This is a genomic window from Clostridium sartagoforme (assembly GCF_004794105.1).
Taxonomy (GTDB): Bacteria; Bacillota; Clostridia; order Clostridiales; family Clostridiaceae; genus Clostridium; species Clostridium sartagoforme_B.
Genome location: NZ_SRYR01000001.1, coordinates 586,334 through 609,053, shown reverse-complemented (window position 1 = coordinate 609,053; position 22,720 = coordinate 586,334). Strand labels below are relative to the sequence as shown.

Here is a 22,720-nt window from a genome sequence, read left to right as displayed (position 1 = left end):
CATACCATAATTACCAGCTCCTTACTATTTTTGAGTATAAAAAAACGCCCTATACAAAATGTATAGGACGGTATTATCCGTGGTGCCACCTAAATTGCTTAAAAAAGCCTCTCTAATCAGGTACTTCATACCCTATTCCCTATAACGTGGGACTTACGGTTTAGCTACTTTAAATAATTTCGCCTTACTCCTCAGAGGCCCATTCACTATCTGTTACAGTACTGAAATCTCACCATCTTCAGCTCTCTTAAACCTTACATAATAGCTACTCTCCCTCTTCAAAGGAATTAATTGTTAATTTATATATATAATATTATCTACACTCTAAATTGTCAATACTTTTTTTAAATTTATTTTTATTTGGAATAATGACCATTATAAAGAATAGAATAACTAATATTATTCCTTTTAAAATACTAGTTCCACTAATACTCCACCATACTCCATTTAATCCTAATGCTAAATATGAGCTTAAAAATATAGCTATAGGTATTCTAAGACCTGTAAGTATTATACTTACCCAAAAAGGAGTAACTGTATCTCCTAAACCTGAAAAAGCACCTGCAGTAGTTATTTCTATACACATAAATAGTTGAGAAAATCCCAGTATAGTTAGGTAAGCTGCACCTACCTCAATAGCTTCCTTCTCTGGAATAAATACAGAAAATAATTCTCTTCCAGCAAAAATTAATAATAGGCTTGAAAGAACTCCTAGTACACTAGCCACTAATATTGTAGCCTTATATCCCTTTAAAATTCTTCCCCATTTATTTGCTCCATAATTTTGTCCAACAAAAGCTGTTAATGCAGCTGCAAATCCTTCTGCAGTCATCCATGATATAGCTTCAATTTGTGAACCGACCTTCTGTACCGCAATTGCTACTGGTCCAAATGAAGCTACAACTCTTCCTATTACCATAGCAAAAAATGAAAATCCACAATTTTGTAGAGCCATTGGGATACCAAGTTTACATATTCTTATTATTATAGCTTTATCTATATATTTTTTATTCTTTAAACTTAAACTATATCCATTTTTAATAAATGCTACTATAAAAATTAAAGTAACTATAACTTGTGCTAATACAGTAGCTAAGGCAGCTCCAATAACGCCTAATCTTGGGAAGCCAAAAAGTCCAAAGATCAGTATTGGGTCAAAAACTATATTAAATACTAGTCCTATGGAATTAATTAAAAATGGTACCTTACTACTTCCAGACGCATTAAATATCCCTGTAAATAAAGGATTTAAAAAGCTAAATATCATTCCTAATGAAACCACAATTAAGTATTCTATAGCCATTCTAATTATTTCTTCATTACCTAATTTAAAAAACCCAACTAAATTATTTCTTAAAAGTATTAAAAGAATTGTATATGTAATTGCAATTATAATATTTATAAGCAAACTATTATAAATATATTTATTTCTTTCTACTTTATCTTTTTTACCTATAGCTTGAGATACACCTATTTCTGCTCCTATTTTAGAAATAAAAACTAACGCACTTCCAAACCAAGTGAAAAATCCAGCCGTTCCCACCGCTGCAACTGCATCACTACCCATTCTCCCAACCCATATCATATCTATCATATTATAAGCCATTTGAATAAATGATGTACCTAATATAGGTAATGATAATTTTATTAATGCTGATAAAATATTTCCTGATACTAAATCGACTGTCTTTTTCATGTTATCCCCCCAAGTTGTATTATAAAATCTATTTTTAAACATAACTTTTAAACATATCTAGGGCTTATAAAAGATTTTAATTAACTAATCATCCTTTATAAGCCCTTATTCCTTATCAACTATACAGCCATTCCTATTTACTTAACATAGTTATTACATTTTCAAAATGTTCTGGTCTGCTATAATAATATCCCTGAACAGTATCACATTCAATACTCTTTAAATAATCTACCTGCTCTTTTTCTTCAACGCCCTCTGCAACTACAGTAATTCCCAGCTTATGGGATAGTTGAATAATATTTTCTACTATAAACCTAGATTTATCATTTTGAGTCATATCAACTACAAAACTCCTATCAATTTTTAAAACATCTATAGGTAATTTAGTTAAATGATTTAATGATGAATAGCCTGTTCCAAAATCATCTAAAGCAATAGATGCTCCTAATTCTTTAATTTCTAACAAATACCGAATATTTCTATCCACAGATTTCATAATCATACTTTCAGTTATTTCAATTTCAATATATTTAGGAGATACTTGAAACTCTTCTATTAGAGAATTAAAATACGTTACCAAGTCTCCTTCTCTTAATTGAATCTCTGAAAGATTCACAGCTATTTTAAAATTATCATATCCTTCTGATAGTAAATATTTAATTTTAGCAAATACTTCTCTTAATACAAACTTTCCAATAGGAATAATAAGTCTTGTACTTTCTGCAATTGGAATAAACTCCGCTGGACTCACAAATCCCATTTCCTCGTTTTTCCATCTTAGTAAAGCTTCAAAGCCATCAACTTCATCGTCAGTTAGTCTAACCTTAGGTTGAAACACAACATACATTTCATTATTCTCTAAGGTTGTTCTAAGTCCCTTTTGAATAGAATATATTCTATTTATTTCCCTTGATATATTACTATTAAACATTTGCCACTGATTCTTACCATTACTTTTAGCCATATACATAGATGCATCAGAATTCTTTAATAAACCTTCAAAATCCTCAGCATCATCTGGGAAGACAGAAACACCAATACTTACTGTAGAAAATATTTTTTTACCATTTATACTATAGGGTTCTTTTAATATGTTTACAATCTTTGTAACAATATCCTCAATTTCCTTAATATCTTCTATGTCTGGAAGGAAAACTAAAAACTCATCTCCACCAAATCTACAAATATTAGAGTTGGATTCAAGTATTTTCTTTAAATCCTCAGAGAATCGTTTTAGGAACAAGTCTCCATAAATATGCCCATAAGAATCGTTAACAAATTTAAAATTATCTATATCAATTATTATTAGAGCCCCTCTACTTTCTACTAATGTATGCGCTCTAAGTTCCTCATCTATGATTTCTTTAAATCTTTTTCTGTTTATCAAGCCAGTTAATTCATCATAATAACTCATATACTCTAATTTTAAACTTGCTTCTTTTTCCTTAGTTATGTTATGTACATAGCCTTCAAATCTTTGAAGGCTCCCTTTTTCACCTTGTCCTTTAATACTAATCCATACTTCTTGCCCATTTAAATTGATTATTTTAATTTCGATTTCTTCTAAATTGCATTTAATCCCATTAATCAATATATCAATAAAATCTGGATGAATATACTCCATACACTCCTTAAAAGACATAACTATAAAATCATCATGAAACCCTATGATTCCCTTATTATTCCCATAGAATATTACCAAGTCTTTTTCTCTATCTGCAAATATAAACAGTCCATTTATTGATTTTATAAAAGATTCTTTGAACCTAGATAAAAACTCGTCACTCTCATCAAAAGCTAAGGATTTTCTGCTCTTAAATTTAAGGTATTTAACTTCCTTGTCATTACTCATAAACCTCTTCCTACCTTTTATCCTTATGAAAATTTACTATATCTAAGTAAAAGATTTTTATTCTCTATCTGTTAGAACTTCTTCTTTTTTTGATTTTTCCTTATTATCATTAATTAATGTTGCTACTAAAGCTGTTCCAGCTGCTACTAAAACGGCTAATTTACCAAAGTTTTTTAATTTCATAAATTATCCCCCCTACTTTATTTGAATTGATTTCTTTCTTTATCATATTTATAATCTATAGATTCTAACTTTTCTTCTAATTCACTTTTAATTATTCCCATATCATCACATAAATCATCTAAGCTAGAATAGAAATCTCTAAGCTTCATATTAACCATACTTAATAAAATATTTGGGTCCATAGCAATAAACTTATCTTTATCCATATTATTTCTCCAATTCACATTTTTCAGCATTAAAGCTTAAATAAAATATACCATATATTTTTTAATAAAAAAAGCAAAATATGCGTAGAAATTTTTAAATTTTAATAAAATATAAGAAGGTGCTATCGCATAATGAAAAATTAATGAAAAAACTCCCGAAGGAGTTTTAAAAAGAAATTAATTTTAGTAATTCTATAAGAATTACATCAATAATTCTTCATTTTTAATTTTTAATTTGGGCTGTTTGTTCAACAGCCCCTTTTAATGACTTAACTCTTATTTAACTTCAGGTACTTTAGAAGCTTCACTTGCCTTAGGTGGTTGGTATCTCTTATTCTCCCAACTTGCCTTTTGACCTTTCTTCGCCATAAAATCACCTCCGCTACATTATTATTATAAATAATATAGCGTTAATTATTCCTCATCATAAACTTCTAAGTACTTTGTTTTAATCCCATCTTTTTCCCAGCCGAGAATTGAGTCTAAATTAACATTTTCAGCTGACTTAAAGATTGATTTTTCAACACCATCAAAATTTTTCTTAAGCTCTTTTATTAATTCCTTAATTTCATACCTCTTATTACCTATTTTTTCTGCTGCAACCATACATGCACAATTAAGTGGCCATATTCCAGCATTATTTGTAAATCTCTTTATGTAATCTTCTTCTACATAATATAGAGGTCTTATAAGCTCCATATTTTTAAAGTTAGCAGATTTAAACTTAGGTAACATAGTCTTGAAATTACCAGCATATAAAACATTAAGTAATGTTGTTTCTATAACATCATTATAATGATGACCAAGAGCTAGCTTATTACATCCAAGTTCCTTAGCTTTATTATATAAAGAACCTCTTCTCATTCTAGCACATAAATAGCATGGATAGTCTCTAGCCATCTTATCCACTACCTCAAAAACTTTACCTTCATATATTTGAACTGGAATACCTAGGTGCTCACAGTTTTCTATTAAAAGTTCCTTTATTTGAGGATGGTATCCAGGATCCATTGCTATAAATTCTAATTCAAAATTCATTTGACCATGCTTTTTCAATTCTTGAAAACACTTAGCCATAAGTAATGAATCTTTTCCTCCAGATATAGCTACAGCAATTTTATCTCCTTCTTCAACTAAATTGTAGTCTTTAACTGCCTTAACAAATTTAGTCCATATATGTTTTCTATATTTTTTAACAAGGCTACGCTCTATTTCCTCTAAAGGCTTTTTCTCTTCAGTAGGAACAAGTCTCTCGCAACCTTTTCCAGCTATACTTATCAATTTATCACCTCATTTAATAATCCTTATCAATTATATCACTTTTTAATCCTATTGTCTTTATCTTATATTTCATCCTTTGACTTTATAACTTGAGGGTAAGTAAAAACATTATAAGGATCGTATTTTGCTTTTATTTCTCTAAGCCTTTTAATATTTTCCCCATAATATTCTTCTTCATAATTTTCTAATCCAATTATAGGAAAGTTTACAAAGGATCCATTAGTTAAAGATTTTAAAGTTTTAAAATTCTCTTTAACCCATTCCTTATTTTCCTCTGCATACTTGTCCATTTCCCAAACAGATTGAATGCCCATAATAAAATTTGCATCTCTATAATAATAAGCACTATCTAATTTATCAACATCTCTAATAGCTCCACCTGCACCATAAAAAGTAATGGCTGTGTAGTCATATCCTTTTGCTGGATTATCGATTATATTTATAAGTTCTTCAATTTCTTCTTTTATGTAATCTCTATTTATAAATCTTCCTGTTGATTTATACTTTTCATAATCTGGATGACTATCTTGTATCCATCTATTACATTCTAGTATACTCTTATCTTCTATGGTAATTTCTATATTATTAGTTATATCTAAAAGAGGTTTTAGTATTTCTTTAGCATCTTCAGAGTTACCATAAAATAACCCAGTAATTTTTACTCCTCTGCCTTTTTCCCTTGAATTATATATCGCTGTTTTTAAATTCATCTTTCTATCTAAAACCTTATATAACTCTTGTAGTCTTATGACAATTTCTATATTATCTTCCTTTGTAATACTTGGATAATTAATATATATTAAAGTTCCCATATTAGCTTTTTCTTTTATTTTAATAGTCATAGACGTAATTACTCCAAAATTACATCCTCCACTTCCCATTAACGCCCAAAAAAGTTCACTATTTTCTTCTTTATTTACAATTAACTTATCACCTTTATAATCTATAATTTCTGCTTCAAGTAAACTATCAGATGCTAGTCCTAAAAACCTTGATGAATAGCCCCAGCCTCCACCTAATATTAATCCTGGAACACCTACAGTTGGACATCCTCCACCTGGAAAAGCATACCCCATAGATCCAAAAACTTCATAAGCTTCTCTATTTCTTACTCCACCGCCAATTTTAGCAATTAACTTGTCTTCATTTATATATATTTTATTTAAGTTGCTCACATCAATAATCGCTACATCATTTCCTGTAGAATAGCCCTCATAACTATGAGCTCCTGATCTCACTCTAATTTCTATATTATTTTCTCTAGCCCACTTAATTGTATTTATTACATCATCTTCGTTAAAACAATAAACTATAACTAATGGATATTTTTCTATTGCTCTATTCCAGCATATTATAGAAGCATTATATTCTTCACTATTTTTAGTTACTACTTTACCAGTCAATCCTCTATAATTAACACTTCTCATTTAATCACCTTCTGCATTTTATTCATATATATAAGTTGAAATAAATTTTTCACATGCTATTAAGCTATTTTTCATATGTAAAATATTCCAGTTAGTTAATTACAAAATCAACTTATATAAAAATTAAAAAAATCGATGCTTTCAATTAATGTAATTTACTTTTCGAACTATTCTTCAATTAAAATAACATAAGTTCTCAAGATGTGTATTACTCATTGAAACATATATATAAATAATATCACACAAAATATCAAAATAAAATATCATTAAAAATTATAAATTTCTCCTCTATTTTAATATTTTTCTTAATTTTTCATCTTTCCTTAACATTTAATTATTTTATACATATTATAATAACAAAGCTATTTTGTGAAAGGAAGTATTTATGTCATTTCGTGATCATGATAATTGTACTAAATGCAACGAATGTGTAAACAATCCAGGAAAAACCCACTGTAATACCCTCTGCGAAGATCCAAGTAAAAACTGTTATGAATCTTATAAGGTATTCACTCCTTACATGTATGGAAAAGTATTTATTAACCTTCAACCTTATGATAATTTATTTAATATCGATGATGCTTTTGCTGCTGGTACTATATTTAAAGACTTGTATAGCCCATATTGTGCTGTTAAATCCATTAAGGGGGTAAAAAAGCATGAATAAAAGTGAATACTTAGATACAATTCAAAAGCTTCAATTTTTTGCTGTTGATTTAAATCTTTACCTAGATAATTTTCCTAATTGTGAAAAAGCAAAAAAAGACTTTGAAACTATTTCTTGTGAGCTTAATAAGGTTATTTGGGATTATGAAAAAGAGTACGGTCCATTAACTAACTTTGGGCGAGCTTATTTTCAAAATCCTGAAGCTTGGGTTAATTCACCATGGCCTTGGGAAAATGATAGGAGGTAAATTAAATGTGGTATTATGTTAAAACCCTACAGCATCCAGTTAACTTAAAATCAACAGATTTAAGAATGGCTAAACTTTTAGTTACTCAATATGGTGGCCCAGATGGAGAATTAAGTGCTGCCCTTAGATATTTAGACCAAAGATATTCTATGCCAACTGGTAAATCTAAAGCACTGCTTACAGATATCGGTACTGAGGAACTGGCTCACGTAGAAGTTATGGCTACAATGGTACATCAAATTATGGAAAACTCTTCTATTGAAGATATAAAAGCTGCTGGTTTAGATGGTCATTATGCTGATCATGGAAAAGCTATATTTTATACAGATGCAACTAGTAATCCTTGGACTGCAACATATATACAAGCAAAAGGAGATGTAATTGCTGACTTAACTGAAGATATGGCTGCTGAACAAAAAGCTAGAGCTACTTATGAATGGCTAATCAACTTAACAGATGATGCTGAAATAAAAAAAATATTAGGATTTTTAAGAGAAAGAGAAGTTGTCCACTTCCAAAGATTTGGTGAAGCATTAGTTGACATTCAAGACAATACTAAGCTAACTGATTTTTGTAAGTAAAACTTTAAAATACTCTCTTTAATATTATTACTAGCATTAATATTAAATCAATATATATTTTAGTTTCATTATTATTAAACTAAAGATTAAATGTCTCAAAATATATTTTTCTAACTATATTTTGAGACATCTATTATTTAATAAATTTTATTATTTTCCTTTTAATATAAAATCATCTGCTAGAACTACTTTTGTTTTTTTATTATAGTCAATTATTTATAAGATGTCTTTGAAGATAATTATCTCTTTACATTCAAAGACATCTAATTAATTTTTAATTATAATTGTTTCCTTCTTTTTAGCACAAATACACCTATCAATGATACTATTACTCCAAATAAACCTACTGTTGCTGATGAACTTCCTCCTGTACTTGGTAATTTATTTGAATTATTGCCGCTATTATTATCACTATTTCCAGCATCACCGTTTTCAGCATTTCCATTGCCATCTCCGTTGCCATTGCTACCATTTCCATTACCTTGTGCTAATTCCAAGTTTCCTATGGCTAATTCTAATCCTTCTGATACCTTATTAATTTCTTCTTGAGTCGCATCTTCATTACTTAAAACTACTTTAGCTTCTTTTAATTTTGCATTAAAGACATTAACACTTTCTTTAGTGTACCTAGAAGTATCTATTTTTTCTGCTTTATTTACTAATTCTTCAAGCTTAGACTTATCTGGAACTAATCTTAAATCAAGATAAGCTTTAACTAATTTATTATAAGCTTCTTTTACTTCTGCTTCCATTGCATTTTCATCTACTATTACTTTATTAGCTTTTTCAAGCTCTGCTTGAAGTGCAGTCCAAGTAGCTTCTTTATATTTGCTTCCATCTAAAGCATCTATTATTTGAACTAGTTTCTTAAGTTCTTCCTTATCACCTTTCTTGAAATCTAGCATATGAATTATATTAACTAATCTTTTTGCAGCTTCATCTACTTCAGCTTCTGTAGAATTTTTATCAGCTAAAATATCCTTAGCATTTTCAAGTGCTTCATTAAATTCTTCAACTACTGTTGGAATAACATTTTCAAGAGCTCCATTTGCTTTTACTTCTTCAGCATATTCTATTGTAGCTTTTAGCATTATTTTATCTACTTCAGGTATTTCAGGTTTCTTAATTAGTTTTGTTATTGCATCATTTAATTTATTAAATGCATCATTTACTTCTCCTTGTGTTGCACCTTCATTACTTAATATTACTTTTGCATTATCTAATTCATATTTAAAGTTTGCAAAGCTTTCACTTGTATAATCTTCTTCTTTTAATTCCTCTGCTTTAGCTATTAATTTAATTAATTCATCTTTATCAACTTCTGGTAAATCTTCATTTTCATTAATTTCTAATACTTCAGAGTTAAGTGAAACATTTCCCGCCTCATCGAAGGCTAATACCTTAATAAGATAGCTTTTTCCGTACTCTAATCCAGTTAATTCATAATTTGTATTTACTGTTGTACCTAAAAGTATTCCATTTACATATATCTTATAACCTTTTACTGATAAATTATCGGTTGCATTATCCCAAGAAATCCTTGCTGTTGGTATTGGATTTTTGCTGACTTTTAAGTTTTTAACATCACTTGGTCTTTCCATATCTAAAGCAGCCTTAGTTGTTGCTTTAATAACTGGAAGCTCAGCCTCTATATTATTTTTGTTTACTGCCTTTATTTTAAATTCATATTCTGTTTTCGGAAGCAACTCATTTACCCTAAAGTGTAAATTTGTAGTATTCCCTAAAAATGTTTCCTCACCAGTTGAACCATTAACTTTATAAACATTATATTTTACTGAATCTTGAACTAAATCCCATCTCAACATCAATGTAGTTGATTCAATTCCTATAGCTTCTCCCTTTGCATTTCCTATTACAGGAGGTGTTGTTTCTGACTTTTCAACTAAAGCTGTAGATGCATCATTTAATGCTTTTGTTACTGATTTAATTTCTTCAACTTCTGCATTATTATCGTTCATTATATTTACTGCATTATTATAAGCTTCTTTAAATACTTCCCATGTTTCATCTGTATAATCTTTCTCTAATTTGTTCATATTATTTTCAATACTTGTTTGTAAGTCATTTTTATCTAATGGCGAATTTACTTCATTAGTAAATACTTTGAAATAATCAAGATTTACTTGATATTTACCAGAACGCTCTTTAGAAGTTAACTTAATAGTATGCTCACCATTTTCTAGATTTTTAAATGATGCAAGTAGTGATTGTCCCTGATCATTTCCTTCTAAAGAATAATTAGTTTTTTCTCCACCATCAATAGAAATATCAAAACTAGCAAAATTAGTGTGCTTGTGTACATAAACATCTATCCCAGTTCCGTTAAATGTGTACTCTATGCTACTGCCTATTGTTTCAGCTCCTAACCCTGTTTCAGTCTTAGTACCACCATGATGTTTAGTTGCTTCTCCTGCCCACGTTGACCAAGTACCTGTCCATGTAAACTGAGGATTCTTTGTCCAACCATTGTTGTTTACAGCATCTTCTACAATAGTCTCAATTGTTGATGTTGGTATAGCAATTTTAACATCTACTGACTTTGTTATTTCTCCATTTTCCTTAGATATAGCTGTAACCTTAACTACTCCATTACTTGAATTTATAGTTACAAGTCCATTTTCATCAATAGTCGCAAGGTTAGTTGCATTTCCTAAACTATCTGTAACCTTCCATAATACCTCTTTATTAGTTCCCTCTACAGGAGTAATATTAGCCACCATTTGTAATTTACTATTAGCTTTACTTAAAGTATATATACCTGATTTTGATTCTACATCAATGCCTGTTACTACCGGCTTTGAATTATCTATAACTTTAAATGCATCTAGTTCTACTTTTGCTTTACTTGCACTAGGATTTTTTGTTGCAGTTGCTCTTAACTTAATTGTATGCTTTCCCTTTTCTAAATCATTAATAGTATATATAACCTTTTTTCTTACTGTAGATGGACTATAAGTATCTACTTCGCCTTTACTAACACCATCAATAAATACCTCATATTTACCTCTATCTGCATTAGTTACTACAAGAACCTCTATTCCTGTACCCACAAAAGTTAATTCAGCTGTTTCATTTCCATTTGGAGTCTCTATATATTTTACTGTACCTGCGTGATTAACTGCTTCAGACCAGTTTCCCCAGCTTCCTACATAGGTTATACGAGGGTCTTGGTCATCAATATATCCTGCCATATTTCTTAAGTCTTTAACACCTACTGAATCTGATAGCTTAGTTTCATTTCCATCAATAACTGCTGAAATACTATATCTGAATGTTCCTAATATATCCTGAGCATTTTCATCAGTTAAAGTTGTAGCCTCTATATTCTTACCAACTAGTACTAAATCTCCCTTATCTATTTGGCGATACACATTATAATTTACATTTTCTCCTTCTACAGCATCCCATTCTAAGTCAATACTCTCATCACTTGTTCTATATGCACTTAATTTAGTTGGTGCATCTAATTTTGAAGTTGGAATATTAATTATTGTATAAGTTTCACCCTTAACTGTATCAAAAGCTATTTTTTCATTTTCTAAAGCTTTATAATTAATTAAATTTCCTTTAGAATCTTTAACAATTGATAATCCTATATTTTCATATTTTCCAATAAATTCTCCACCATTATTTGAAGTAATAGTAAACTTCGTAGCTTGCTTATCTTGCCACTCCATACCAATTTCAAAGTTTCCTCTAGCAATTAAACCAGATACAGATCCATCTTCCCACTTATCAGGCATAGCCGCCATAAAATTAACATATCCCATATTACTTTGCATAAGCATTTCAGCTACTCCTGAAGTCATACCGAAGTTTCCGTCGATTTGGAATGGTGCATGAGTATCCCAAAGATTTGTAAGAATACCACTCTTAAATAATGTACGAATTAAACTATAAGCACGATTTCCGTCTCCTACTCTTGCCCAAGTATTAATTCTTTGCCCCATTGCCCAACCAGTACTTTGATCACCACGATCATTAAGTGAAAAAATAGCTGCTTCAAGTAACTCTGGAGTTTCTACAGAAATTAGATCTCCAGGGAATAACCCTAAAAGATGAGACATGTGTCTATGTCCTTTATCTCCCATACTTCCTAAAGTAGTTTCTTCATACCATTCTTTAATTTGGCCACTATCACCAATTTCAATAGGCCCTTTTAAATTTCTTTGTATATCTTCCCATTTTGAAATTACCTCTGGATCTTCCCCTACTAATTTAGCTGCTGTTATAACATCTTCATACATCTGCCAAATTAAAGATTGCTCATAAGTATTTCCATTAGTTCTTGGTCCATGTTCTGGAGAATATGCTGGTGAACAAACCAATTTACCAGTTTTAGGATCTTCAATTAACATTTGCTCATATAAAACAGCTTCTTCCTTTAACATTGGGTAGATTTTAGTTTTCATAAATTCTACATCACCAGTATACTCATAATATTCCCACACATTTTGTAAAATCCAAGGAACTGCTGCTGGAGACCAACCCCAATCGAAACTCCACCCTGGTGCTGTCCACCCAAATGGGGTGTTCTGCGTATGAGCCATAAATCCATTTTCTTTATTTTTATCATCACTCTTTATATTTGCGTAAATTTCTGCTGTAACACGGCCTGGTTCTCTTAATGATTCTATATAATCAATTAATGGCAACGCTGTTTCTGCCATATTTGTTGAGTATGATGGCCAATAATTCATTTGAAGGTTAACATTCATATGATAATCTGAATGCCATGGAGAGTTATTTCCCCCTGCCCATACTCCTTGTAAATTAGATGGTAATGATCCATCACGTGAAGAAGCTATTGATAAATATCTTCCATATTGGAATAACATAACCTCAAGATCTCTTTGTTCAGATTCTGGTGCAGTACCATCATTATATTTTTTTAGTAATTTATCAGTAGTCATACTTGATGGTGTTTGACCTAAATCTAAATCTACTCTTGAAAATATGCCTTGATAATCTGATAAATGTGACTCTAGAAGACCTTCATATCCCTTTTTGCTAGCCTCTATAACACATTTGTTTACTCTAGCCGTTAATTCTTCATCAGTTTCTCCTGTTCTATATTCAGGATAATCATTTTTATAATCTGTACCTATTGAAGTTATTATAAGAACTTCGTCAGCATCTTTTACATTTACATTTCCATCTGATAAATCAGTAATTGTACCACCACTATTTATTACTTTAGTTTGAGAGTTAAACTTCATTTGATTATCATCTAACTTACCAGAAATAGTTATTAATCCATCTTTTGCAGTTTTAGTAAATGTACGACTATACCCATTATTTATATTAGGTCCTCCCCCTCTAGTATTATCTGGTTCCAGTCTAATATCTAAAGATAACTTTCCTTTTTCACTAGCAGAAAGTTTTGTAACCATCACATTGTCAGGATAACTCATAAAATATTCTCTATTATAGTTAATGTTATTATAATCATAATTTACACTTGAAATTGCAGTATATAAATCTAAGTCACGTATATAATTCTTAATATTACTAGCTTTTACGTTATCTTTAAAATCTAAATACATATTTCCATAACTTAAAAAGTAACCATATCCTTTTGTTCCTGCATCATCGCTAACTCCTGTTAGTTTATTACACAAGCTATTAGCTGTAGCCATATCCCCTCTAGCAAACGCATCTTGAATTGCCTTCATTATTGGAACATCTACTCCATTAACTTTAACTGTTGCATTAGACTCTATGTTCCCACCATTATAGTCAGGTCTGCTTTCACTTGGTCCGCCTGACCAAAGTGTCTTCTCATTTAATTGTACTCTCTCATATTCTACTCCACCAAATATACTTGCACCCATATGACCATTTCCTATAGGTAGTGACCATTTTTCCCATCCATTATAACTATCCTCTGCTGGAGAGTCATACCATAATCGCAATTCATTATCATTTATAGATTTAATGTCATTTACATTATTGTCTAATGCAAATATGGTTTTACCTGTTGATACTAACATTGATAAAGTTAGTATTGCTGAAATTATCCTTTTCTTCCTTTTCATTTTTCTCCTCCTAAAATTTAAGACGCCTAAAATATAATTTTTGCTTACATTTCAAGACGTCTAACTACTTAATATATTTATTTAATTTTTCAATTATATTGTTTTTAGCATAAAAATACCTACTGGAGATACTATTATTCTAATTAACCATCTGAATCCTATATCTTCCCCTCATCCCATGCCTCTTCACATTGTATACATTTACACCTTCTATTATATTTTAATATATAATAACATTAAAAAAACTATTAAAATTGGTAAATAATGTAATTATATTGCGTTCTTTTAAATTGTATTTTTTATCCATTACTTATGAAGTAATCTTAGTTTTATTTCTGGATATTAATTAAACTTCTCCAAGATTACTTAATTATCCTAAATATTCATATTGAGGCAAACATACATAAAATTCTTATATTCCAGCAAAAGTTATAACCATAACTAACATTTATTATAAGAATATATTTTTCTTCATTAATCCATACTAACATTGGAGGTGAATGCTATGACTTCAAAAGAACTATTATATATTGAAGATGCCTTAGGACATCAAAAGTTTCTTGAAACTATATGTAAAGAATCTGCTGCTAAAATTCAAGATGCAGAATTGAAAGCTTTAGCAACTCAATATGAAGCTAAACATAAGGAACTATTTGGAAAGTTATATTCACTACTTTAAAAGGAGGATCAATAATGGATGATAAGTGTATCTTTGAAAACTTACTTCAGTTAACAAAAGGTTCTGCTGATTTATATTTACATGGAACTATTGAATCTTCAACTGAAAATATTAATACAACCTTCCATGATATTTTATGTGAAACCTTAAAAATGCAACATGAAATTTATAAAAAGATGGAAGCTAAGGGTTGGTATCCAGCTGAACAAGTTGAAGAACAAAAAATTCAGCAAGTTAAGCAAAAAAATTCAGCTCAGTAAATTAATTTTAAATTAACAACTATTTAAATGCACCTTTCAAATAATTTATTGGTAAAATATAAACCTTAATAAAAATAGTCTGTGTAAACTTCAGAAGATAATATAATCTATCAATATGAAGAAAACACAGACTATTTTATTTTCTATTAAAGCTTATAAATCTAGTGCCTTGAAAAGATAATACTCCTCTATCTCCTTCAGCCATTAATCCATAATCTCTTCCAGAAACTTTTAATTCTAACCTTTCACCATTTCCAAATTCAAATGTTACATAATAACTAGTTGAAGTTGAGTTATGCATCATATTATCCCCAGTATTATGGTGATGATGTGTAACTGATGTTCTTTTTGATGTTATTACTGATTCCACAGGTATAATTGGTTGTTTATTATTAGAAGACCATTCACTAATTCCTTTTACAATAGTAAAAATAAACATTCCTATAATCAAAATAAATACTATAGAAAACATTCCAGAAAACATATTAAACCCCATCATTTTAATCTCTCCTATTTTTTTATTTCATTATATTTTCCTTATGTCCACATTCACTACACTTATAATATTTCTTCCCATACTGATTGTTATCGTAGGCAAACTCATATTCTTTCATTTTTTCTCCACATATTGGACAAGTCTTTTCAGTCATACTTCTTCACTCCTATTTTATAAAGTAAAAATTTTCTCATATACAGTATTAAAGAAATCTTCTTTATCCTTAATATCCTCTACTCCTATTAATTCAATCATCTTTGTTGATGAAACTAAAAAATAATTACTTCCCTTTTCATTAACTAATACTTTAATATCTTCTGGAAGATTAGTTTTGATTTCGTTATACTTTATACCTTGATTTTCAAACCACTTCATCACTCTATTAAAGTTTAACTTAGTTATCCATTCATAGTCACTTTCAAATAACTCGTAGGATAGTTGCATATTCTTACCATAAGCATTATAAAAGATTTTACTAGCTAAGAAGCTACTACTTTCATCAATAAATAAATCTTTATCACTAATTAATTCATCATTAAAGTCATTTAAACTTAAAGAGTGTTCCTTTCTATCTACTGAATTATTAGTATTTTTAGAATCATTTTCAACTATAAAATTATTAATAATTAAAGCTATTGAAACAATTACTATTAATAATGAAGCTATAGTAGTATTTTTCTTTATATTCTTATTGTTAATATTGGCTAAGTAATACACAAAGGCCATTGTTGCTCCTATAACAATAACCCCCAAAAGAACTACTATTCCAGCTCGATTATCTATGAAATTTAATTTAATAATAGATACAATCAAATATATAAATAACATTAAAAATATTAATGCCATAACTCTACTTTTAAACTTAATCCAAATACTAGAAGTACTTATTTTATAAGGAGATACCTTAAATTTAAACACCCTCACTAAATCAACTAAATGAATTAGTAAATATACTATTACAAATAATAAACCTAGAATCCTATCATTATCTATAAATATATCAATACCATCTCTTCGAAATATAGATATATATTGATTAAATGCTAAAAACAATATAGGTAGCATTCTTATAAATACTTCAAAAAGAGAGTTTTTAAATATTTCTTTAACTTTCCACTGATCTTTTGAAGTTACTAAAAACTCTTCATTATTATACTCACTATAAAAAATCTGCATATTATTATAGTCATATAAAAACTTCCAGCCTTCACTTTCCTTCTTATCCCTATATTCTTTAAGACTTTCTTCATCTAGCACTTCATAAGTAGAAATTTTTCCTATTATATCTATAGTATATTTAATGTTCTTTGGTTCAATCTTTTTAAACTTAGCATACATACTTGAAATGCTTTCTAATAGCCAACCCTTTTTAGCCATTTCTTCTAAATAGCATATTAATGAACTAATTTCATAAGCATAAAAATCTAATACCACAACTTTTTTATTATTTATCCCCATATAACCTTCTCCCCTTATAAAGGTAAATCCCTTTTACTAAATCTAAGTATTCCTATTATATATAATAATATCCCAATTCCTAATAAAATCAATATCATATAAGTTCCTGAAACTTCTCCATTTATTAACTTATTAGTATCATATAATGAAAATATAGTAAAGTATTTAAAATTCTCAAGCTTTCCACCCATATTACCTAAAAGTTGAATTATAAAGAATCCAATTGGTATTCCTGCACTTATTGAATATGAAAGCTTAGTATCATTACTAATACTAGAAGCAAAGAATCCTAGCCCACTTATTGCAATATGAAGGCAATAAAGTCCAAAAGTCATTAATAAAAATTTATTAATATCTAAGTCACCAGGAAAGTAAATTTGACTAGATGTAATAGAAGCTACAGTAATAAATAGTACTAACGCTCCTACAGCTAGTAGTAAAAATACTCCTTGAGTTACTGCAATCTTACTTCTTTTATTTGGTGTAGCTAAAAGATATGCCATAGAACCTCTATCCACATATCTAGCTATTAACTTATTAGCAATTATTATTTCAAAAATCATTGGAAATACTATAAATAAAAATCCAAATAAATAAGAATTCATAAATTCTATTAAAGTAGTACCTGGATTATTCATTCCAAAGGCTGCCATCATTTCTGGCATAGCTTTTTCGAATTCTGCTAAGGCATTACCAATTTCAGGATCAAACATAGGAATAATTACAGAAATATACATAGTAAGTACAGCTGCAAAAATTATAAAAAGTTTATAATTAGATTTAATTTCTCTCTTTAATAGTGGAATACTAATCATTGTTTTCACCTCCATAAAAATGCATAAACAAATCTTCTAAACTTTGAGCTTTAGACTCTAAACTTACTACCTTGTATTTTCCTAAAGATTTAATTAATGGCATGATATCTCCTTTTACCAATACAGTTACATTGTTTTTATCAATATCTTTAATCTTAAATCCTTCTTTAAGAAAATCTTTTACTACTTCTTCATTTTCAAAAGTAATATTATATATTTTTTGTTTAGACTCCTTTAATGTAGATATATTTTCAACTGAAACTATCTTGCCATCTTTAATAATTGCTGCCCTATCACAAGTTCTTTCTATTTCCTCAAAGCTATGTGAAGACATTAATATGGTAGTTCCTCTTTCTTTTTCTTCTAATATTAACTTTATAAACTCATTTTGCATTAAAGGATCAAGACCACTTGTAGGCTCATCTAAAATTAAAATGTCAGGCTCTTGCATAAATGCACACACTATACCAATTTTCTGTTTCATACCTTTAGACATCTTTTTAATCTTACTGTTTGGATTTAATTCAAATCTTCCTATAAGTTCCTTTGCTCTAGTTAAATCTTTAATTCCTTTCATTTCGGCTACAAACTTTATAAACTTAATTCCTGTCATATCATCTAAAAATGCAATTTCTCCTGGTAAATACCCAAGATTTCTTTGAATCTCTGCTGACTTTTCAAAGCAATCTAAACCATTAATATTACAGCTTCCTTTATTAGCTTTTGAGAATCCCATTAGATGACGGATAGTAGTTGTTTTTCCAGCTCCATTTGGTCCTAAGAATCCAAGAACTTCTCCTTTTTCCACTGAAAAAGATACATTAAATATTCCTTTTCCTTGACCATAGTCTTTAGTAATATTATTTATTTCTATTACCTTCATAGCTATTCCCCCATAATTAACACACATTATTTAATTCACCACTTAATAAGTTATATTATACTATATCCTCTTGTGACATACAATGGTTTTAGAAATTTTTGTTAATTTTTTATATTATCTTTTCTATTATTATTCTTAAAGATTTAAATCTCTTTTATATTTTTTAACTAAATAAAAAAATCCTCCTATAGTAAATAAATATCAAACCTAATTATAAGGGTTTTCTATATTTATTCACTATAGAGGACTTGTACTATTTGAGGTTTTGTAATTTAAATAATCTATAGTTTTATAATTAACTACAGTATTTTTATATTAGTTAGGCTACCTTTTATGATATCCTGACCACAATACTTTAATTCTATAAAACTTTGTCTGCTTTCATTTCATTTAATAATTTTTCAGCTAATTTTAAATAATTATCCCAAGCAGTATTTCTTTCTGTATATCCACTTGCTTTATAATCTCCAGTACTTTCGATAGCAGGAAGTCCAGTTAAATCTAACATATCTTGAGTTTCAACAACCTTCTTGTTTAATTCATCCATTTGAACATTAAATCCTATTCTTGATGGCTCATGATATTCTATACTTTCATACTTAGATACTCTATAATATTTTTTTAGTTCTGGATCCTCTATATCATCTGGTGAGTTTGCAAATACTTCATCATATCTACATTCTATTATCTTACCATCTTGAACTATTACTTTTAGTTTACCAGTTAATCCCCCACCTAATTCTTCAGCTATTGCATAATACTTCATTCCTGAAGCACTAGATAATTGTGAATTAAGCTTTTCTGCTAATGGAGCCATAGCTTGTTCTATACTATTAGAAGCTCCTGAAACCACATCAAAGTCTCCAGTTAATCTTTGCTCATCTATCATTTGTTTTTCTACTTGAACAACACTTTGAATCCATGCTGCACCTTTAGCAGCTCCCATATCAAAGTTATATTCAGAGTTACGCTTAGGAATATCTTGATAATATCTCTTATAGTAGTTTGGTCTTGTCATTTCATTAAATTCTACTTCTACTATTTTCCCATCATTTTGAACTACTTCTAAAACTCCTAGATGACCTTGTCTAAAACGTTCTTCAATCTTGTAGTAATCACCTTTTATTAATCCTAGAGTTGGTTGTGCATCCCATTCTAAATCAATAGCACTTCCTGCTCCTTCTGATGCTTGAGTAGTTGCATCTGCTTTTTCTTCTGGCTTTTCTTCTTTTGCACATCCTGTAAATACTCCTACTGACATAATAACAGCTAAAGTAGATACAATAGTCTTTAGTTTTTTACTTTTCATTAGTTAATCCCCTTTAAAATAATATTGTTAAATTTTCAACAATATCCTAGCATGATTATGGATAAACTGCAATTGTTTTCATTTGCATTTTACACTTTAGTTATAATATTTACATTTTGTTAATATTATTAATTGAAATAAATTATATTACTGTTTATTAAATACAATTTATGGATTATAATACCTATATAAAGAAGGTGATTAATATTAAAAATTTATTTAAAAGCAAAGTCTTTGTTACATTTTTAATTATAATTCTAGTGGTAATTATCGGAATTTTAGGATTTATATTTTATAAGGAAAGTGATTCAGGTAATTTAAAAGCTAAATCAAATATCTCAGAAATAAAAAAAATAGATAAAGAATTGTCTGAAGAAGAATCAGAAGAAATAAAAGATAATGACTATTATCCTGTTGAAAATATCTATGATATTCTTCATAGAATGAGTAATACTAAAATCATTGCAGAGGATAATCAAATCTGGGGAAAAATTGAAATAACTCCCGATTCAATATCTTCAATAAAAAACCTTATTGAAAGAGTTGATTATGAAGATAAAGAGTACATGCTTGAAGTTCTTACTAGATGGGAAAATAATGATTTTTCTAAGGCAGTGGAAGAGCATAATTATTTTTGGAAAAAGCTTGGTGGAACTATTGGTAAAGCAACAGGTTTAAAAGAGTAGTTGTATGAGGCAACTACTCTTTTATAATATTAATTTATTCGGTTCAATTTTTATTTATTATTTAACTCTTCTTAAATTTATTCTTTTAATAAATTCTTTATTTCAGCTATTCTATGTCCACACCTTTTAAGTTCTTTTATTTCTTCAATTCTCTTTACAGCCTCTTCCCTTTTAAACCTTCTTGTAAGTTTTTCGTCTTCTTGTATAAAATTTAACATTCCTTCTTCTGTATAGAACTTTAAAGTACTATACCTTGAGTTAGTAATTCTAACAAGCTCTCCAATAGTAACATATTCAGACTCTAATATTTTTTCTAATGACCTTTGTCTAGACATTATAGTTACTCCTTTAAATACAGTATCTTCTTAGACGTACCCCATGAATTGGAACTCTTCCTTGAGTAGCTTCAGGTATTACTTCATAAATTATATTATCTATTTTTATAAGAGGTACAGCTCCCATACGAAGTATATTATAACTATGACCATTCTCCTCTAATCTTTTTCTAACATCCACTAATCTTTGTTCCGCATTAGGAAACCACTTTTCGGTATCAATAAATATTGATTGTGATCTTTCTATAGCAGGAAAGACAAAATTAATACCAGTTCCCATAGGAGTTTTAATAGCATTTTTCTTTATATTTAAAAATCCCTTTATAGTCAATTCTAAACCATGATTAATATTTATATTAAAAAGTTCTTTTGAAAACTTATTGTTTATAAACAAATTAGCAATTCTATCAAATATTATTTCTAAATCACTCTTAGAAAATACTTCTTGAAAACTTCCACTTTCTCTAAGAAGCCATAGCATAATTATGCTCTCATCACTAATAACGCCCTCCTCTAAAACATCAGCTTTTAGTCCTTCTATTATTCTAGTGTACTCATCAATATTAGCTTTATATTCTTTTAGTGATAATCCTGCTGTCTTATAATACATATCACAGCCTAAAAGGTTAGGTATTTCTTCAAGATAATCCTGACCTCTTAAAGAGTCTGCAATAGTATTTTCTAATTTTTTCAAATCTTTATTTGATAAATTTGAGACCTTTGATAACCACCATCTTAAACTTTCTTGAATTTCATCCTTTTTATTAAATAATGGCTTAAAAACAGCTTCTTCATATAAAGTGATATCAGTATTATCTAAATATGATTTATTTAATGATAAATTATCACCTACTACTGCAAACTTTCCATCTAAATAAGTTTCAAGTACAACTGCTGCTGCTATTGTATGTAAAGCTACCTTTTTTACTACCGTCATATTAATACTATCTTGTGCATTTAAAGCTATCATAGCAAAATTTTGAGATAATTTTAATTCTTTCATAAATATACACTCCTTCAACACCAGTAAATATTTTACTTTTACTTACTACTTACTACTTAACTATACAACTATTTTTATAATTTGTAAATATATGCTATAAAAAACATCTTATTTATTAATTAAACTAATTAGTTTTTTACTAAGAGATAAAAAATAAAAGCCACTTCTCAATGAAGTAGCTTCTATTTTATTGATAAAATATACTGTAACTATTACTTTCTAATACTTTAATGGCTTTATCAACGGATTCTTCCTTTATCAAAATATAGTCAGTATCATATGTGGAAATCGCAAATATACTTATTTTATTATTAGCCATTAATGTACTTATCTTAGATAATATACCTACTAAAGAAAAATCTAAAGGTCCTTCTATCTTTAATATTTTCCAATCTTTTTCACATATAATATCATTAGAAATTTTATCTTGTAGACAAACTATAGATAGTTCATCTTCAGTTTTAGTTATAGAAAAAATTTCTTCATCAAATATCCATTTCGGTATTTCATTATTTTTATCTAATCTACAAACTGAATATTTATCTTTCAATAACTTTAAAGTTAATTTATTATCCAATATCCCATCCCCCTATATTA

At 28.7% G+C, this 22,720-nt stretch carries 22 protein-coding genes and 1 other annotated feature; of the genes, 6 read left to right on the top strand and 16 right to left on the bottom strand.

The annotated features are described in order from the left end of the window. Positions 1 to 60 precede the first annotated feature (60 nt). Positions 61 to 291, bottom strand: a binding site (T-box leader). A gap of 22 nt (positions 292 to 313) precedes the next feature. The 6 genes from E5347_RS02645 to E5347_RS02625 all read right to left on the bottom strand — a co-directional run bounded on the left by E5347_RS02645 (position 314) and on the right by E5347_RS02625 (position 6,645). Continuing rightward, complete coding sequence (locus tag E5347_RS02645) at positions 314 to 1,696, bottom strand: MATE family efflux transporter (RefSeq protein ID WP_136004349.1); 1,383 nt, start codon at positions 1,694 to 1,696, stop codon at positions 314 to 316. A gap of 133 nt (positions 1,697 to 1,829) precedes the next feature. Continuing rightward, positions 1,830 to 3,548 (bottom strand): putative bifunctional diguanylate cyclase/phosphodiesterase, encoded by a 1,719-nt coding sequence (locus E5347_RS02640; RefSeq protein ID WP_136004347.1) that lies wholly within the window; start codon positions 3,546 to 3,548, stop codon positions 1,830 to 1,832. A 57-nt stretch (positions 3,549 to 3,605) separates the two neighbouring features. Continuing rightward, on the bottom strand, positions 3,606 to 3,731 hold the full coding sequence (locus E5347_RS17170; RefSeq protein WP_279230082.1) for a hypothetical protein: 126 nt from the start codon (positions 3,729 to 3,731) through the stop codon (positions 3,606 to 3,608). 17 nt (positions 3,732 to 3,748) lie between these two features. After that, a complete protein-coding gene (locus E5347_RS02635; protein ID WP_136004344.1) occupies positions 3,749 to 3,937 on the bottom strand; it encodes a DUF4250 domain-containing protein in 189 nt (62 codons plus the stop codon). 414 nt (positions 3,938 to 4,351) lie between these two features. Next, entirely contained in the window at positions 4,352 to 5,218 is an 867-nt protein-coding gene (locus E5347_RS02630; RefSeq protein ID WP_136004342.1) for a tRNA 2-thiocytidine biosynthesis TtcA family protein, read from the bottom strand. A 62-nt stretch (positions 5,219 to 5,280) separates the two neighbouring features. Beyond that, positions 5,281 to 6,645, bottom strand: coding sequence for an FAD-binding oxidoreductase (locus tag E5347_RS02625; protein WP_136004340.1), 1,365 nt, complete (start codon positions 6,643 to 6,645; stop codon positions 5,281 to 5,283). A gap of 385 nt (positions 6,646 to 7,030) precedes the next feature. Here E5347_RS02625 and E5347_RS02620 point away from each other — a divergent pair, with 385 nt between their 5' ends. Genes E5347_RS02620 through E5347_RS02610 form a run of 3 tightly spaced genes read left to right on the top strand, consistent with a single transcriptional unit; the run spans position 7,031 to position 8,140 of the window. Then, positions 7,031 to 7,312 carry a spore coat associated protein CotJA gene (locus tag E5347_RS02620; protein WP_136004338.1) on the top strand — a complete coding sequence of 94 codons (282 nt, stop codon included), beginning with the start codon at positions 7,031 to 7,033 and terminating at the stop codon, positions 7,310 to 7,312. Then, entirely contained in the window at positions 7,305 to 7,559 is a 255-nt protein-coding gene (locus tag E5347_RS02615; protein WP_136004336.1) for a spore coat protein CotJB, read from the top strand. Before E5347_RS02620 ends, E5347_RS02615 begins: the two co-directional genes overlap by 8 nt. Before the next feature lie 5 nt (positions 7,560 to 7,564). Then, on the top strand, positions 7,565 to 8,140 hold the full coding sequence (locus E5347_RS02610; RefSeq protein ID WP_136004334.1) for a manganese catalase family protein: 576 nt from the start codon (positions 7,565 to 7,567) through the stop codon (positions 8,138 to 8,140). 278 nt (positions 8,141 to 8,418) lie between these two features. On the opposite strand, the gene E5347_RS02605 is transcribed toward E5347_RS02610, so the two are convergent. Next, a complete protein-coding gene (locus tag E5347_RS02605; RefSeq protein WP_136004332.1) occupies positions 8,419 to 14,199 on the bottom strand; it encodes a glycosyl hydrolase family 95 catalytic domain-containing protein in 5,781 nt (1,926 codons plus the stop codon). A 505-nt stretch (positions 14,200 to 14,704) separates the two neighbouring features. On the opposite strand from E5347_RS02605, the gene E5347_RS16770 reads away from it, so the two are divergent. After that, entirely contained in the window at positions 14,705 to 14,878 is a 174-nt protein-coding gene (locus E5347_RS16770; protein WP_168354886.1) for a hypothetical protein, read from the top strand. Positions 14,879 to 14,892: 14 nt separating this feature from the next. Beyond that, the gene (locus E5347_RS02600) at positions 14,893 to 15,138 is read left to right on the top strand and encodes a spore coat protein (protein WP_136004330.1); all 246 of its coding nucleotides are present in this window, start codon (positions 14,893 to 14,895) and stop codon (positions 15,136 to 15,138) included. 136 nt (positions 15,139 to 15,274) lie between these two features. On the opposite strand, the gene E5347_RS02595 is transcribed toward E5347_RS02600, so the two are convergent. From E5347_RS02595 to E5347_RS02575, 6 genes are all read right to left on the bottom strand, one after another. Continuing rightward, entirely contained in the window at positions 15,275 to 15,637 is a 363-nt protein-coding gene (locus E5347_RS02595) for a DUF2500 domain-containing protein (RefSeq protein ID WP_136004328.1), read from the bottom strand. 19 nt (positions 15,638 to 15,656) lie between these two features. Beyond that, positions 15,657 to 15,788 (bottom strand): hypothetical protein, encoded by a 132-nt coding sequence (locus E5347_RS17165; RefSeq protein WP_279230081.1) that lies wholly within the window; start codon positions 15,786 to 15,788, stop codon positions 15,657 to 15,659. A gap of 17 nt (positions 15,789 to 15,805) precedes the next feature. After that, positions 15,806 to 17,092: a DUF2812 domain-containing protein gene (locus E5347_RS02590; RefSeq protein WP_136004326.1), complete on the bottom strand. Its 1,287-nt coding sequence runs from the start codon at positions 17,090 to 17,092 to the stop codon at positions 15,806 to 15,808. A gap of 14 nt (positions 17,093 to 17,106) precedes the next feature. Then, positions 17,107 to 17,907 (bottom strand): ABC transporter permease subunit, encoded by an 801-nt coding sequence (locus E5347_RS02585; RefSeq protein WP_136004324.1) that lies wholly within the window; start codon positions 17,905 to 17,907, stop codon positions 17,107 to 17,109. Beyond that, positions 17,900 to 18,790, bottom strand: a complete 891-nt coding sequence (locus E5347_RS02580) for an ABC transporter ATP-binding protein (RefSeq protein ID WP_136004321.1) — start codon at positions 18,788 to 18,790, stop codon at positions 17,900 to 17,902. Before E5347_RS02580 ends, E5347_RS02585 begins: the two co-directional genes overlap by 8 nt. A gap of 361 nt (positions 18,791 to 19,151) precedes the next feature. Beyond that, the gene (locus tag E5347_RS02575) at positions 19,152 to 20,099 is read right to left on the bottom strand and encodes an FMN-binding protein (RefSeq protein WP_207670445.1); all 948 of its coding nucleotides are present in this window, start codon (positions 20,097 to 20,099) and stop codon (positions 19,152 to 19,154) included. 197 nt (positions 20,100 to 20,296) lie between these two features. On the opposite strand from E5347_RS02575, the gene E5347_RS02570 reads away from it, so the two are divergent. Further along, a complete protein-coding gene (locus E5347_RS02570; protein WP_168354885.1) occupies positions 20,297 to 20,785 on the top strand; it encodes a DUF6241 domain-containing protein in 489 nt (162 codons plus the stop codon). A gap of 77 nt (positions 20,786 to 20,862) precedes the next feature. Here E5347_RS02570 and E5347_RS02565 read toward each other — a convergent pair whose 3' ends face one another. From E5347_RS02565 to E5347_RS02555, 3 genes are all read right to left on the bottom strand, one after another. After that, positions 20,863 to 21,120 carry a MerR family transcriptional regulator gene (locus E5347_RS02565; RefSeq protein ID WP_136004317.1) on the bottom strand — a complete coding sequence of 86 codons (258 nt, stop codon included), beginning with the start codon at positions 21,118 to 21,120 and terminating at the stop codon, positions 20,863 to 20,865. Between the two features lie 13 nt (positions 21,121 to 21,133). After that, positions 21,134 to 22,123 (bottom strand): hypothetical protein, encoded by a 990-nt coding sequence (locus tag E5347_RS02560; protein WP_136004315.1) that lies wholly within the window; start codon positions 22,121 to 22,123, stop codon positions 21,134 to 21,136. 187 nt (positions 22,124 to 22,310) lie between these two features. After that, positions 22,311 to 22,703, bottom strand: coding sequence for an ACT domain-containing protein (locus E5347_RS02555; protein WP_136004313.1), 393 nt, complete (start codon positions 22,701 to 22,703; stop codon positions 22,311 to 22,313). Positions 22,704 to 22,720: the final 17 nt, after the last annotated feature.